The 14709-nt window shown below is 61.4% G+C and carries 16 protein-coding genes and 2 pseudogenes; 8 read left to right on the top strand and 10 right to left on the bottom strand.

Annotated elements, in window-relative coordinates; all coding sequences use genetic code 11:
- Positions 1-74: 74 nt before the first annotated feature.
- A complete protein-coding gene (locus ACQY4M_RS04365) occupies positions 75-692 on the bottom strand; it encodes an amino acid ABC transporter permease (RefSeq protein ID WP_428541290.1) in 618 nt (205 codons plus the stop codon).
- Positions 693-884: 192 nt separating this feature from the next.
- Complete coding sequence (locus ACQY4M_RS04360; RefSeq protein ID WP_428539221.1) at positions 885-1928, bottom strand: IS5 family transposase; 1044 nt, start codon at positions 1926-1928, stop codon at positions 885-887.
- A gap of 82 nt (positions 1929-2010) precedes the next feature.
- On the opposite strand from ACQY4M_RS04360, the gene istA reads away from it, so the two are divergent.
- Both istA and istB read left to right on the top strand, forming a co-directional pair.
- Entirely contained in the window at positions 2011-3510 is a 1500-nt protein-coding gene (istA, locus tag ACQY4M_RS04355) for an IS21 family transposase (protein ID WP_428539289.1), read from the top strand.
- A complete protein-coding gene (gene istB / locus ACQY4M_RS04350) occupies positions 3507-4238 on the top strand; it encodes an IS21-like element helper ATPase IstB (RefSeq protein ID WP_428539322.1) in 732 nt (243 codons plus the stop codon). The genes istA and istB overlap by 4 nt, the downstream gene beginning before the upstream one ends.
- A 118-nt stretch (positions 4239-4356) precedes the next feature.
- Here istB and ACQY4M_RS04345 read toward each other — a convergent pair whose 3' ends face one another.
- Genes ACQY4M_RS04345 through ACQY4M_RS04330 form a run of 4 tightly spaced genes read right to left on the bottom strand, consistent with a single transcriptional unit; the run spans position 4357 to position 8035 of the window.
- On the bottom strand, positions 4357-5382 hold the full coding sequence (locus ACQY4M_RS04345; RefSeq protein WP_428541287.1) for a phage portal protein: 1026 nt from the start codon (positions 5380-5382) through the stop codon (positions 4357-4359).
- A 3-nt stretch (positions 5383-5385) separates the two neighbouring features.
- On the bottom strand, positions 5386-5601 hold the full coding sequence (locus ACQY4M_RS04340; RefSeq protein ID WP_428541284.1) for a phage head-tail joining protein: 216 nt from the start codon (positions 5599-5601) through the stop codon (positions 5386-5388).
- Positions 5602-5604: 3 nt separating this feature from the next.
- Positions 5605-7506, bottom strand: coding sequence for a phage terminase large subunit family protein (locus ACQY4M_RS04335; RefSeq protein WP_428542077.1), 1902 nt, complete (start codon positions 7504-7506; stop codon positions 5605-5607).
- Entirely contained in the window at positions 7454-8035 is a 582-nt protein-coding gene (locus ACQY4M_RS04330; protein ID WP_428541281.1) for a terminase small subunit, Nu1, read from the bottom strand. The genes ACQY4M_RS04335 and ACQY4M_RS04330 overlap by 53 nt, the downstream gene beginning before the upstream one ends.
- Positions 8036-8149: 114 nt before the next feature.
- Here ACQY4M_RS04330 and ACQY4M_RS04325 point away from each other — a divergent pair, with 114 nt between their 5' ends.
- The 6 genes and pseudogenes from ACQY4M_RS04325 (at position 8150) to ACQY4M_RS04300 (ending at position 11802) form a co-directional block, all read left to right on the top strand.
- Positions 8150-8299, top strand: a complete 150-nt coding sequence (locus tag ACQY4M_RS04325; RefSeq protein WP_428541278.1) for a hypothetical protein — start codon at positions 8150-8152, stop codon at positions 8297-8299.
- 78 nt (positions 8300-8377) lie between these two features.
- Positions 8378-8629, top strand: a pseudogene (locus ACQY4M_RS04320) (IS110 family transposase); the annotation flags it as partial.
- Positions 8630-8709: 80 nt separating this feature from the next.
- Positions 8710-9753: an IS5 family transposase gene (locus ACQY4M_RS04315; protein WP_428539221.1), complete on the top strand. Its 1044-nt coding sequence runs from the start codon at positions 8710-8712 to the stop codon at positions 9751-9753.
- Positions 9754-9817: 64 nt separating this feature from the next.
- On the top strand, positions 9818-10624 hold the full coding sequence (locus ACQY4M_RS04310) for an IS110 family transposase (protein WP_428541275.1): 807 nt from the start codon (positions 9818-9820) through the stop codon (positions 10622-10624).
- Positions 10625-11068: 444 nt separating this feature from the next.
- Positions 11069-11299: a hypothetical protein gene (locus ACQY4M_RS04305; protein WP_428541272.1), complete on the top strand. Its 231-nt coding sequence runs from the start codon at positions 11069-11071 to the stop codon at positions 11297-11299.
- On the top strand, positions 11296-11802 hold the full coding sequence (locus tag ACQY4M_RS04300) for a DUF3489 domain-containing protein (RefSeq protein WP_428541269.1): 507 nt from the start codon (positions 11296-11298) through the stop codon (positions 11800-11802). Before ACQY4M_RS04305 ends, ACQY4M_RS04300 begins: the two co-directional genes overlap by 4 nt.
- A 10-nt stretch (positions 11803-11812) precedes the next feature.
- Here the strand turns inward: ACQY4M_RS04300 and ACQY4M_RS04295 are convergent, their stop codons facing one another.
- The 4 genes and pseudogenes from ACQY4M_RS04295 to ACQY4M_RS04280 all read right to left on the bottom strand — a co-directional run bounded on the left by ACQY4M_RS04295 (position 11813) and on the right by ACQY4M_RS04280 (position 14512).
- Positions 11813-12073 (bottom strand): DUF7220 family protein, encoded by a 261-nt coding sequence (locus ACQY4M_RS04295; protein ID WP_428541266.1) that lies wholly within the window; start codon positions 12071-12073, stop codon positions 11813-11815.
- Complete coding sequence (locus ACQY4M_RS04290; RefSeq protein ID WP_428542111.1) at positions 12070-12528, bottom strand: hypothetical protein; 459 nt, start codon at positions 12526-12528, stop codon at positions 12070-12072. Before ACQY4M_RS04290 ends, ACQY4M_RS04295 begins: the two co-directional genes overlap by 4 nt.
- 151 nt (positions 12529-12679) lie before the next feature.
- Positions 12680-13261 (bottom strand): annotated as a pseudogene (locus tag ACQY4M_RS04285) (DNA cytosine methyltransferase); the annotation flags it as partial.
- A 3-nt stretch (positions 13262-13264) separates the two neighbouring features.
- Complete coding sequence (locus ACQY4M_RS04280) at positions 13265-14512, bottom strand: site-specific DNA-methyltransferase (RefSeq protein ID WP_428541263.1); 1248 nt, start codon at positions 14510-14512, stop codon at positions 13265-13267.
- Between the last annotated feature and the right edge of the window lie 197 nt (positions 14513-14709).

The following is a 14709-nucleotide window of genomic DNA, read 5'->3' as shown; positions in this document are numbered from 1 at the left end:
CCTCGCCCAGAAACCAAAGGTCATTGACGTTAAAACCGCTGAAAAAATTAATAGTCGGTTGCATACATTTCTCCTCAGTACCGAAAGAGCCGGGCAGCCAAGAGCCGCGAGGCGAGTAAGACGATTTTGACGATCACATAGTAAATCACAGCAGTCACAGCGAAGTACTCGAATATCCGAAATGTGCGACTGGCAAAGAATTGCGTTTCACCGCTGAGTTCTCGAAATCCGACAAGCATACCCAATGAGGACATCAAAACTGCCCAGACCAACTGATTGGTGATCGGATGATAGACAATGCGAAACACCTGCGGAATTATGATGCGGGTATAGGTCTGCCATGCCGTCATCCCAAGGCTGCGCGATGCTCGTATTTGCGTATCGGGAACCGCCCGAAAGCCGCCGCGAAAGTTTTCCGCCAGATAACCGGCGCAGTTGAAACTTAGCCCGGTCAGGACGATGACATAAGGCGACAGGTGCAGGCCAAATGCGCCAAGACCAAAGCCGAAGAAAAACAACTGGAACAGGGCCGGCGTATTACGCGCCAATTCAACCCAGGCCGAGGCAAACCAATGGAGCGGACCTTTAAGATGTATCCGGATCAACGCCAAACACAGGCCGATTACAATCCCGATTGCCATCGAAAGAACCGCGACCTGAAGGGTGTGAATCGGCGTGCAAAACTGACCCACTTGGGTGGGTTATGAGCGAGTAAAATTGACCCACCTGTTTCGTTAACATCCGCGCAAAATTGTGCGGAGGAAAGAGCAGGTGATATTGAAAGACCTCTGCATGAGGCCATGGCTTTCGGTTGAAGCAAGATTTCGGCCGCCCACCTTGCGCCCCTGCGGGTCCGGCGGACAGACGGGTGGCGGGGTTTGGGGCTATGCGATTGCGGGGGTTTGCGGGTTGAGGGTGATCCTGTTTGCGGCCTTGAGCAGGTTTTGCGCGATGGCGGCCATGACCATCTGGGCATGCACCCTGGCGCGCCCGAAATATCTCGCCCGCTGCAGGCCGAAGAGGCGTTTCATCGTGCCGAAAGTCTGCTCGATGCGGAAGCGGCGTTTCGAAATCAGCCGGTTGAAGCGTTTCTCCGATTGCCGCAGGGGGCGGCCGCGCGCTGCCTTGCGCAGGATGCCGTCGCGGTATTTGCCGCGCAGCATCTGGCGGTTGGCCTTGCTCGCATAGGCCTTGTCGGCCAGCACCCGCTGCGCCTTTGCGCCCGCGATCATGGTGGCGAATTCGGGGCTTTCGGCGGCATTGGCGGGCGTGGTGTGCACCTTGTCGATAAAGCCCTCTTCGTCGCAGCGGGCAAAGCCCTTGTAGCCGAGCGTGCTCTTGCGGCCCTTCTTGACCCAGCGGGCATCAGGGTCGGCGCTGAAATGCAGCTGTGCCCCGTCGGGTGAGACCTCGGGCGGATCATCCGGCGTCCCTTCCCTTGCCCCGTCCTCTGCCCGGTCCTGCGGGGCGTCGATATGGGTGCGCGGGCGCGCCGCCGCCGCGATCAGGGTCGCATCAATGATCGCCGCCTCAGCCTCTTTCAGCTTCAGCCCATGCGCCTCGATCTGGCGGCAGACCTCGGCCAGCAGCTCATCGTAAACGCCACCCCGGACCAGCGCATTGCGGAACCGGCAGTGGGTCGTCTCATCCGGCACCGACGCGTGCAGATCGAGCCCGCAGAACAGCATGAAATCCAGCCGTACCTTCAAGGCCCGCTCCAGCTTCGGGTCGCTCAGCCCGTGCCACTGGCCAACCAGAAGACACTTGAACAGAACCAGCGGATCATAGCCCTGAGGCCCGATCCCCGAGCGCCCCAGACCGCGCCGCAGGATCGGCAAAAACGAGTTCCAATCCATCAGCGCGTCGATCTTCGACAGAACGTCATCCGCGCCGATCCGTGCCGCCGCTTCGTGCAGGAAAAGGTCCATCTATTCACCCCAGAGATTTCCCGGCTAGCTTACCAAAACGGCCAACCCGGGGGAATCCCGATGTTATGCAGAGGTCTTATTGATGGAAAGCGTATCGAAGATCCGGCGCTGGGTGCTGGTTGAAGGGCGCAGCATCCGGTCTGTGGCGCGGGCGACGGGACTGTCGCGGAACACGATCAAGAAGTATTTGAAGGACGAGAATCCGCCGAGCTACCAGCGCCATGCGCCGCCAGTTCGGCACAAACTGTGCAATGGGTTTGATCTTCGGCTGCAGGAACTGTTTGATCAGGACTCGAGGCGACCACGCCGGGAGCGGCGGACGGCCCAGAAGCTATACGAGCAGCTTGTGGCAGAGGGCTATACCGGGTCCTATTCGCCGGTTCAGCGTTTTGTTCGTGAGTTGAAGCGCGCCGGGGCCTGTTCGGGAGATGCGTTTATCCCGCTGCATTTTGCGGCGGGTGACGCGCTGCAATTTGACTGGAGCGAAGAACGGGTCGTACTGGGTGGTGTCGAGCAGAAGGTGAAGGTCGCTCATTTCCGCCTGTGTCACAGCCGCAAGCCTTTCGTGATTGCCTATCCCGGTGAAGCCCAGGAGATGGTGCTGGATGCTTTCGTGCAGGCGCTGTCCTTTTACGGAGGCGTTCCGCGCAGGGTGATCATCGACAACCCCAAGACCATGGTGACCTACGTTTCGCGCTCGAAGGAGCGGATATTCCATCCCCGGTTCCTGGCCTTGATGAACCACTATGTGATGGAGCCGGTGGCCTGCACGCCCGCTGCGGGCTGGGAGAAGGGACAGGTCGAGAACCAGGTCCAGTTCTTGCGGGGCCGGTTGTTCGTTCCCGAACCGGCCTTTGATGATCTCGAGGCGCTGAACGCGTGGCTGCGTCTGCGTTGCGAAGATCTGGCAGAGCGTCCCCATCCCGAGCAGCAGGATCGCACGATTACCGAAGTGTTCGAAGACGAGCGCGCCGAACTGCGCCCCCTGGGTCGGGCCTTCGACGGCTACGTGGAAAAGACCGTCCGTGTCCGCTCCACCTGCCTGGTTCAATATGCCAGCAATCGCTACAGCGTGCCCTCCCGCTTTGCCGGGCATCATGTGTCGCTACGCGCCTATGCCGGCCGGATCGTGGTGGTCTCCGGTCAGGATGTGATTGCCGAGCACAGGCGTCATTTTACCCGCAATATCAGCTATTTCGAGCCCTGGCATTACGTTCCCCTGCTGGACCGCAAGCCTGGTGCCCTGCGCAATGGCGCCCCCTTTGTGGGCTGGGAACTGCCCGAGGCCATGCATCGGATCAGGGAACATTACATGGCTGGTAAAGGCGGGGATCGGGAGTTCGTCGACCTGCTCCTGCTGGCACAGGATCACGGGATCGAGGTGGTCGAGACGGCCTGCAATCTGGCGGTGGCACAAAACACCCTGCGGCTGCCCGCCATCATCAATCTGATCAACCAGTTGGTGGAACCGGTCATCACACCGCTCAGCGATGCCTGCGCTTATCCGCAGCTGACCTTGCGGCCCGAAGCCGATTGCAAACGCTATGAGACCCTGTGCTCGGCTGAGGAGGTTGCCGTATGAATGCCTTGATCGACCAACTGACAGCCCTCAGGTTGCATGGAATGGCAGCTTGCGCCCATGATCTGCTGTCCGCGCGCAAGCCGCCAAGTCTGACCACAGCGATAAGGCAACTGATCGACGCCGAGACTGTAGAGCGCCGGGTGCGCTCCATCCAGTATCAAATGAGGGTTGCGAAGTTCCCCCATCACAAGGACTTCGCCACCTTCGATTACAGCGCCGCCGCCCTCACCCAGGCCCAGATCGAACCATTCTGCACCGGCCAGTTCACAGAGGAGGCCCATAACCTCATCCTGGTGGGCGGAACCGGCACGGGCAAAACCCACATCGCCATCGCGCTGGGAACGACGCTGATCAACAACGGCAAGAAGGCGCGCTTCTTCAACGCCGTCGATCTGATCAACGCCCTGATCAAGGAACAGGCCGACGGCAATGCAGGGAAGATCATCCGGCAGCTCTCGGCTTTGGACTGCGTCATCATCGACGAGCTGGGCTACATCCCGTTTCCCAAATCCGGTGGCGCGTTGCTCTTCCATCTGATCAGCAAGCTCTACGAGAAGACCAGCATCATCATCACAACCAACCTTGAGTTCGGTGAATGGGTCTCGGTCTTCGGGGATGCCAAGATGACAACCGCCCTTCTGGATCGCGTCACTCATCACTGCAACATCATCGAAACCGGCAATACCTCATACCGGTTCGCCCAGAGTAAACGCCGTAGAAAAAACTAGCCGTTCCGCAAGCAAAGCCCCCAGACGGACTCGCTACATGAAGGCGGCCCGACTGGGGGCTTTGCGCCACAAAGGGGGGGGCAAATTTAAATGCCGAAACCGGGTCAGTTTTAAATGCTCATTGACACACCAGATGATAGGGCAGCCCTAATGACGCCGAGATCGCCAGCAGGGTGCGATATTGGAACGCCTCATAGCCGCCGCCGACATCAGCAGGGCTGGAGAACTTGATGTCTTCGCCGGGCAACAAAACCTGCAGGGTGCCGGGTTCCAGGCTGGCAATGCCAATCCCGGTTCCCTCATCCTCGATCTCGCCCATCAATGCCTCTTCCGGCGCGTTCTTGGTTATGAAGCCCGCGAACATCGCGGCGGTTTTCTTGCGGTCGAGCTCGGCGTCATCATACTGATCGAGCAGAAACAACCGCACCATCGCCGGGGCGACATGCGGCAGGCCCCTGATTTGACCCGCATCGATCGGGCGGTAGATGTGCAAAACATCCTCGGCGGGCACACGGGTGGTGTTCGGAATTACCGGACCCCGATCGGTGCTGTCACCGGGATGGCGGCGGCGGAAATGATAGGCGACGCGCCGCCCGATCAGATCGAACTCGATGCCGCAGCGGATACGGTTGCCGTTGGCGGCGGTCTCGGTTTTCTCGAAGGGCAGCATTTCCGATTGCAAAAGCTGCAACTGCATCGGTACCAGCAACCCGTCCTCAGCGCGGCGGGGCCGGATACGCACGAAGCATTCGCCGGCCACGAACATTTCGCGGGCGATCATCGCCTGCAGCCCGTAGAAATCCGTCAGCCCGTCGGCGTCCGCCTGGTCGGTCCAGGCCAGCCACAGGCGTTGAACCCGATCCCGCAACGCCCCGTCCTCGATCAGCGACGAAGGCTTGATCCCGTCGCCGACCAGATTGGCGGCATAGGCCTCGCAGGCATTGGCGGCATAGCCATTGGTGACGACCAACTCGCGCGAGCGGGCCAGCAAGCGTGGCCCACCCGAAGCCACCAGCGAGTTGATGTTTTCCAAGGGGGGCTGCCAGCCGCGCAGGCGGCGACGCGACATCGCCCCTTCGAGGCGGGCGCGCACGGAGGCTGGGCCGCCGGTTTCCCTGCGACGAAGCATGTCAAACAGGCACATGGGTCAGAGGCCCTTATTCGTGGTGACACGGACCTGCCGGATCACCGACCGGCCCTCGAGAGTGGCGATCTCGCGATCCAGTACATCGATGGCGCGGTCGATCTCGGCGAGGCTGCGGTATTCCACCGTTTTGCCATCGTAACTGACCCGGGCAACGCCGCTGGCGCGTGAGGCCGTCAGCGCCTCGCGGCGGGTTTGCAGTTCTGCGAGCGTTGCCATCGATCACCTCATGTAGCTCGAGCGCACCGAACGGCGCTGGCTTGCGGGACGGTTTTGGCGCGCGGCTTTCACGGCTCCGGTACCGACTTCCGCATCCGGCACCGCCACCTGTCGTTCCAGCTCATCCCATTGTTTCTCCGACCAGCGATCCGCCCCGAGGATCCACGCCGCCGCGCGGGCATAGACCCGGCAATCGAGCGCCTCGTTGCGCTCACGCAGCTTCTGCCATTCGAGCCGTGCAAAGCCGCGCTTGTTCCTCACCGTCACCAGTTGCTCGGCGACCAGTTGCTTCAGCCATTCACTGTCGATCCATGACGGCAAGTGCAATGTTCCCTGCGGGAACAATGCTCCGCCCGCAAGTTCCTCGGGCGTCGGGCGATCCAATCGCAAGAACCGGTAGGTCTCAGATTTGAATGTCGAGACCGCCACGGTCCAGAGCCGCGCGCCACGGCGCAGGCGTTTGCCTGCAATCGTCGCATCAACAAAGGTCGGCCCCGAGACGGGACTGGCCCGATTGAACCCTTCCACGCCCTTGACCGGCGCTACCTGGCCAAAGCCGACCTTGCGCGCCCAGCCGTAAACGGCGGGGGTTTCATAGCCGGTATCGACAGCCAGCCGCGCGATGGTCATCTGGCTGCCATTAGCATGTTGCCATGTTCGGCCGAGAAGGTCCGTCAGTTTCCGCCAGCAGGATTCCGACCCCGGACCACCCTCGATCACGATGTGGTCAATGAGCCAGCTTTCCAGCCCACGCCCCCAGGCCCAGACATCCACCTCGATCCGGTCTTTCTGAACGTCCGCGCCCGCCGTCAGGAACAGGGCGTTTGCGGGCACGGTGCCTGCGGCCCAAACTTCCTTGCGGTCGAGCAGCCGTTGCCAATCCGGGGCTTCGCCGCTCTCCACCCAGGACTCGCCAAGCGACGTGTTGACGAAGGTCTTCATCGCCTCGTCGCCCCCAGCGCGGGCCGACAGAAACGCCTTCACCATCGCCTCGAGCCGAACCCAAGGCGAGTAAATCTCATTCAGATGGAATCCGGCGATCCCGGCGAACGGCTCGTTCGCCTGCCAATGTCCTTTCCGGACAGCTGCCCAACGGGTCTCGTCACGCCACGCCGCATCACAATGGATGCAATGATACTTTGCGGTTTCGGGACGATGGGTTCCGTCTGCGTTCTTGTCCCATTTCACCTGGCCCCACACCAGCACCTGTTCCGCCCCACATTCCGGGCACGGCACATGGTATTGGCGCTGGTCGCTTTCCTCATACGCGGCCTCGATCCGGCTCGCGCCCTTGTTGGTCGGCGTCGAGACCAGCACGATCTTGCGGTTCCAGAAGGTGACCGTCCGCTTCTTGGCCAGATTGACCGGGTCGCCTTCGGCCCCGGCGCTGAACGGATAGCGATCCACCTCATCGCACATCAGCAGCCGGATCGGGCGGCTCGCCAGTCCCGATGGCGCGTTCGCCCCCACGATGGTCAGGTGCCCACCCGGAAATCGCTTGTGCAGGATCTTGTTGTTGCCATCCCGCGATTTCGGATCGGCGATCTTGCCGGTAAGGCAAGGCGTATCCCGCGCCATCGGCGAGAACCGGTCCTTCGACCAGGTCTCGGCATCGCGCTCGGTCGGCATCACCACCATGATGGGTGCCGGATCCTGATCGATGTGGTAGCCGACGGCACAGAGTTGGGTTTCGGTCTTGCCCGTCTGGGCACTTGACATGACCACAACTGTCTCCACGGATGCATCCGAGATCGCATCCATGATCCCGCGCTGATATTCCGCCCGGCTGGTGCGCCACTGTCCTGGTTCGGCGCTGGCCTCCGAACTCAGCCGCCGGTTCGCATCCGCCCAGTCACTGATCGTCAGTTCCGGCGGTGGCCGCAGGGTCGCCAGCGCTTGTCTCACCGTCCGGCGCAGGATCGGCGAGCCCGAGATCGTCAGGGTCGGTGGCCGCTTTGTCATCTGGGTCCAGGTGCACATCGTTGTTGGCCAAATCCTCAAGGGCTTCGCGCAGGGTTGCGCGCAGCAAATCCCGTGTTCCGGCCAGGTTGTCCTGTTCATGAACCAGCGGGGCCAGCCGATCCGGCAGGGACAACAACCGGGTGCGCAGCAACGCCAGAATGGCAATCCATGCGGCCTCGGCGTCGTCAGCGGCGATCAGCGAACCGCGCCGTTGGTTCGCTTCCATTTCCGCCAGATCGGCCCGGGCCCGGATGAACCGGGCTCGTTCCACGGCGTAATCCGGCGCCCCGGCCTGTGCGCTCACCGCCTGATCGCGCAGGTAGCGCACGTAACCCCGGACCGAACCGATCAGGTCATATTGTCCGCGCGTCGCTTTCGGGATCACGCCTTCGCGGCTCAGCTGCTGCACCCGGCGCTCGGACAGGTCCAGCAGCTTTGCGATCACCGCGAGGGGCTGTGTGGCGGTCGCCATTTACAATCCTCTCGGGTCAATCAACGCAATGATATTGCTTCTCTTTTACTGGATATACACCCCGATCAGAGCGAAGATGATTACACCAGAACGATGCACCCGAAGGGAACCCCAATGACCAAAGCACCAGCCACAGCAGCCCGCACCAACGACAAGGCCCTTGCCACCTTCATGGCCCGCAAGGCCGAGATCGACACCATGCTCACCCGCCTGCAGGTGCTGAGCGAGGAGCATTTCAACGCCAACCCCGATGAGATTCACTGATGGCGTGGATGGCCCCTGCTTCCGTCAACTCACTATGGCAAAGTGAGGGCCGTAGAAGTGCTTCACAAGGAGAGGATCATGAACAAGAAACTACAAGCAGAGGCTATCGTCACCGTCGGCCTCGACATTGCCAAGAATGTTTTTCAGGTGCACGGCATTGATATACAAGGGCAAGTGATTGTCCGACGCCAGTTGCGCCGCAGCCAGGTTCTTTCATTCTTTAGGCTGCTGAATTCCTGTCTGATTGGCATTGAGGCCTGCGCCGGAGCCCACTTCTGGGCGCGTGAGCTGACACGTCTGGGCCATAATGTGCGTCTGATGCCACCTTCTTAAAGACCTCTGCATAACATCGGGATTCCCCCGGGTTGGCCGTTTTGGTAAGCTAGCCGGGAAATCTCTGGGGTGAATAGATGGACCTTTTCCTGCACGAAGCGGCGGCACGGATCGGCGCGGATGACGTTCTGTCGAAGATCGACGCGCTGATGGATTGGAACTCGTTTTTGCCGATCCTGCGGCGCGGTCTGGGGCGCTCGGGGATCGGGCCTCAGGGCTATGATCCGCTGGTTCTGTTCAAGTGTCTTCTGGTTGGCCAGTGGCACGGGCTGAGCGACCCGAAGCTGGAGCGGGCCTTGAAGGTGCGGCTGGATTTCATGCTGTTCTGCGGGCTCGATCTGCACGCGTCGGTGCCGGATGAGACGACCCACTGCCGGTTCCGCAATGCGCTGGTCCGGGGTGGCGTTTACGATGAGCTGCTGGCCGAGGTCTGCCGCCAGATCGAGGCGCATGGGCTGAAGCTGAAAGAGGCTGAGGCGGCGATCATTGATGCGACCCTGATCGCGGCGGCGGCGCGCCCGCGCACCCATATCGACGCCCCGCAGGACCGGGCAGAGGACGGGGCAAGGGAAGGGACGCCGGATGATCCGCCCGAGGTCTCACCCGACGGGGCACAGCTGCATTTCAGCGCCGACCCTGATGCCCGCTGGGTCAAGAAGGGCCGCAAGAGCACGCTCGGCTACAAGGGCTTTGCCCGCTGCGACGAAGAGGGCTTTATCGACAAGGTGCACACCACGCCCGCCAATGCCGCCGAAAGCCCCGAATTCGCCACCATGATCGCGGGCGCAAAGGCGCAGCGGGTGCTGGCCGACAAGGCCTATGCGAGCAAGGCCAACCGCCAGATGCTGCGCGGCAAATACCGCGACGGCATCCTGCGCAAGGCAGCGCGCGGCCGCCCCCTGCGGCAATCGGAGAAACGCTTCAACCGGCTGATTTCGAAACGCCGCTTCCGCATCGAGCAGACTTTCGGCACGATGAAACGCCTCTTCGGCCTGCAGCGGGCGAGATATTTCGGGCGCGCCAGGGTGCATGCCCAGATGGTCATGGCCGCCATCGCGCAAAACCTGCTCAAGGCCGCAAACAGGATCACCCTCAACCCGCAAACCCCCGCAATCGCATAGCCCCAAACCCCGCCACCCGTCTGTCCGCCGGACCCGCAGGGGCGCAAGGTGGGCGGCCGAAATCTTGCTTCAACCGAAAGCCATGGCCTCATGCAGAGGTCTTTCTTATGTCAAGCCCTACATCAAGCGTCAAAAGACGGATGCCGCAGATGCGGAAGCAATATGCGAGGCTGTAACCCGGCCGACCATGCGCTTTGTGCCAGCCAAGACCGAAGAACACCAAGCCATCTTGATGCAACACCGCACCCGCGATATTCTGGTCCGGCAGGTCACGCAGATCGTCAATGCCATCCGCTCGCATCTGGCTGAATTCGGAATTGTTGCGCCTGTTGGCGTACAAAATGTCGACCGTCTGCTTGAGGCAGCCGCAGAGCTTCCAGAACAAGCTGGCGTTGCATTCGATCTCCTTTCCCGGCAGTTCCATGAGACCCGTGATCGGGTTGCCGAAATCACCCGCCAAATTGAGATTTCCCAACGGCAAGACCCAACTGCACGTCGCCTGACCACGATCCCCGGTGTCGGGGTGCTGACTTCCAGCGCGATTACCGCGACAACGCCGGATGTGTCGCAGTTCCGCTCAGCACGCGACTATGCGGCATGGATCGGCCTTACCCCCAAACAGAATTCAAGCGGCGGTCGGGAACGGATGGGTGGCATATCGAAAATGGGTGACCGGTATATTCGACGGTTACTTTATCTTGGCGCTCTGGCGCGTATCCGCACACGACGCCGGCGTGGGGAAGGCGATGATTGGATCTGGCAATTGCTGAAGAGAAAGCCGGTGAAGGTGGTGGCGATTGCCATTGCGAACAAAATGGCCCGAACGATCTGGGCGTTGTTGAAATCCGGCCAAAGCTACCGGCCCGCATAAATTGACCAAAACACAATAGCCGGGCCCGCCCGGCTTCCGAGACGGCAAGGCGCAAAGTGAGGTGATGGCAAAAGGCAATAAACGTATCAGGACACCCCGTGTGGCCCCAAGCGATACGATCGCGTTCCACTGATTGGACCTGATACATGCGGACTTCATCAAGGCGCGCAGAAATACATCTGCAAACAGACGCCGAATACATGGCCGCGAAACGCCAGTTGCAGTACCAATTTTGTACTTGCCCAGCAGGGGCCATCCATACATGGGGCCATGTTGGCGATCTGGCCAGACATGTCAAAGAACCTGCGCGAGATTTTGACCGCGCCTTTCAGGAGGGCGAATACGCCGAATAACTCACGGCCTTTCCTGCCCGCCCCGCCATGCGCGGGGCTTCAGGCGGTAGTAGGGCTGCGATGGTTGCCGCCCAAAACACGGAGACGAACGATGTTTTACCAGAAACTCCTTCATGAACTTGCGCCCGACCTGAACCCCGCCGGAGTCGAGGCCTCCATGCGCCTGCAATACGGCACCCTCAACCATCTGCCCCGCGAGGTTTTCGCGGAGGAAGCCAAACTGGCTGCCGACTGCGAGCGCCAATCGCCCGGATTTCTGCGCCGCACCGCCGAAAGCTTCGGCATGGCGGATGAATTCACCGCATGGGAGGTCAAGGCATGAGCAAGCTGACCGAAACCCAGACCCTCATCCTGTCGCGTGCGTCGCAACAGGCTGATCGTATTGCCCTGCCGCTGCCGGACCGGCTGCGGGGCGGGGCCGCCAACAAGGTGATCGTACCGCTGATCAAACGCGGCCTCTTGGACGAAGTCGAGGCCGACATTCGCAAGGGCGAACCGACATGGCGCAAGACTGGTGATGGCCACGGCACCACGCTGGTCATTACCGATGCGGGGCTGGCGGCCATTGGAGTCGAGACGGAAACTCCGCAACCTGATCCGGCACCGGCCAAGCCGAAACCCCGCTCCAGCACCAAACAGGCCATGCTGATCGAAATGCTCGAAGCCCCCGACGGTGCAACGATCGCCGAGATTACCGCAGCCACCGGATGGCAACCGCATACGGTTCGCGGAGCCATATCGGGTGCGCTGAAAAAACGCCTTGGGCTGACCATCAGCTCCGAGAAAGTCGAGGGGCGCGGGCGAACTTACAAAATCGCATCCTGACCCATGCCATTCATTGTCGCCGCCGCTCCATCGGGGCGGCGGTGTTCCGTTTTCCCATACGAACCCGAAGCGCTTCGAAAACCCGCCGCAGCGTGAACGATCTGGCGATACTCACCACGGTGAAGACCAAACCAAGTTTCAGGTTCTGGGTCAGCGTCGTGTGCAAACCAAACACCGGAAACACCAGCATCTGGGTGATCACGGCCACCCCGTAGCCCACCACGACATTGGCGATGGCTTCCACCAACGACATGGTGCGTGATTGTTTCATTGCGCCGCCTCGTCAGCCATCATTACTGAACCGAGCCGCAAGAATTCTGAACGCATGTGCTGCAACCAGGGGGACCACGCCGTTGCCGCAAAGGCGAAGCCGGTCCACCCTGTGGGCCAGCCCATCAGCGCCTCGACGAACAGAGGGTTCAAGCTGCGGCGCTGATCCGAGGTAGTCTCGCCATCCCCCGAGATCGTCAGGGCCTGGCGGGAATACACGGCGAAATTCGCCAGCTGGTCCATGTGATTGCGCGCCGGGGGCTGCTGTTTCACATGCTCGGGGCTGTTCGTTCCCTTCCAGTCCCGCGCCAGCGGTGTCGGCCACAGCGGGTGGTGCGACCACTGCGGGTGGTGCGACCACATACCCGCCACATGGGTCAGATCGGCGGAGCGGCGGTTGCCGCCGCTGGGCTTGCAGCCATCGCTCGCCATCGGGGTCGGCCAGTCCCGCGCCATGCGGTCCAGCCCCTTTTCGTTCTTGCGCGCTCCACTCCGCGTGCGGAAACTGTCGGTCTGGGGCGTGGGCCACATCGCCGCCTTGGTCGCCAGATTCATCCCGTGCTTGCCGGCCAGTTGCGACGGCGTCGGTCTGGTCTGCCGGTTTTCGTTCGCGCTGGCGCGTGGTGTCGGCCAGTTGGTTTCGCCGAGCGAGGATGAACAGCCGCTGGCGCTTGTGCGGCGCGCCGACTTCTGCCGCTGTAAACAATCCTTCCGTAACGTCGTAGCCCAGGCCTTCCAGCTCGCCTCTGACCTCGCGATAACCGAGGTTGAGATGATTGGCGACGTTTTCCAGAAACACCCATTCGGGGTGGCATTCCGCGATGATCCGCGCGAAATGTGGCCATAAATGGCGGGGATCCTCCGCGCCTTGGCGCTTCCCCGCGACGCTGAAAGGTTGACATGGATAGCCTCCAGTGAGGATATCCACCGTGCCACGCCAAGGGCGGCCATCGAAGGTGGTAATGTCGTCCCACAGAGGTGCCTGATCCAGGGCCGCGTCTTCCATCCGCGCCACGAGGGTGGCCGCAGCATAGCTTTCCCGCTCGACGTAACAGACAGTGCGATACCCGGGGCATGCGATGGTGAGGCCAAGGTCGATCCCGCCAGCTCCGGTGCAGAGCGACAGACCTGAGAACAGGTCTGCGGCTCCGGAAGTGTCTCCGGTGGGATGTAAAGCCAGCTCATGCATGCCTCAGCGCGGGTTTTCCGCCAGCTCGGCGAAGGTTTGGTCGGTCCCGTCCAGTGTTGCGGTTTGGCCGGTGAATTGCTGCCAGCGCTCGACGGCCACATCGACGTAAGCGGGGTTCAACTCGATCCCATGGCAGACCCGCCCCGTGGTCTCGGCCGCAATCAGCGTCGTGCCGGATCCCATGAACGGCTCGTAAATCGCCTGACCAGGGCTGGAATTATTCAGGATCGGGCGGCGCATGCATTCCACCGGCTTCTGCGTGCCGTGCACGGTGTCCGCATCCTGATCTTTGTTGGCGATCTGCCAGAGCGTGGTCTGCTTGCGGTCCCCCGCCCAGTGGCCCTTGCCGGTTTTCTTAACGGCATACCAGCAGGGTTCATGCTGCCAGTGATAATCGCCACGGCTCAGCACCAGCCGATCCTTGGCCCAGATGATTTGCGAGCGGACATTGAAACCTGCCGCTTCGAGGCTGTCGGCCACAGTGGCCGCATGCAATGCGCCGTGCCAGACGTAGGCGACATCACCCGGGAACAAATCCCAGGCCTCGCGCCAGTCGGCACGATCATCATTCAGCACCTTGCCGGTGCGTTTGGTGGCCGAGGCTCCGGTCTGGTTTCGCCAGCTTGGGTCGTATTCCACCCCGTAAGGCGGATCGGTGACCATCAACAGCGGTGTCACATTTCCCAGCACCCGCTCGACATCGGTGGCCACCGTCGCGTCACCGCAAAGCAGACGGTGATTGCCGAGCACCCAAAGGTCCCCCGGTCGGCTGACCGGATCCTCGGGCGGCTCGGGAATGTCATCTTCGCCCTCTGTGTCGGTTTCGTCATCGAGGCCGGACAGCAACGCATCCAGTTCGCCATCATCAAACCCGATCAGCGACAGGTCAAAATCCTCCGACGCGAGCAATTGCAGCTCCTCGGACAGGACCACCTCGTTCCACTCGCCAAGCTCGGTCAGCTTGTTGTCGGCGATCCGGTAGGCGCAGCGTTGTTCGTCCGACAGATGCCCGAGCACGATCACCGGGGCTTCCTTCAACCCCAGTTGCTCGGCGGCCAGCACCCGACCGTGGCCCGCGATCAGCTCACCGTCGTCCGCGACGAGACAAGGCACGGTCCAGCCAAACTCGGCCATGCTGGCGGCAATCTTGGCAACCTGGTCCGCGCCGTGCATTTTGGCATTTTTGGCATAGGGTTTCAGGCGGTCGAGCGACCAATGCTCGATCGCGTCAGGGGCGAAGCTGAGGGTCATATCGGTTTTCTGTGATTTCTGAATGGAGCCGATGGATTCCGACGGGTGGACCCCGCTACCGGATTCCAACTGGATTTTCCGGACCCAAAGGGGTCCACTAGGAAGCCACCTGTAACGGGCGGCTAACGCTTTGTTTTATTGATCATTACTGCGGGCGGTCGCGAAACTGGACTCCGGGTGGCTTCCCAAAAATTTCG

Origin of the sequence: Profundibacter sp., from assembly GCF_965277155.1 — a bacterium.
In the GTDB taxonomy this organism is placed as follows: Bacteria; Pseudomonadota; Alphaproteobacteria; order Rhodobacterales; family Rhodobacteraceae; genus Profundibacter.
This window is presented reverse-complemented; position numbering and strand designations above follow the sequence as displayed.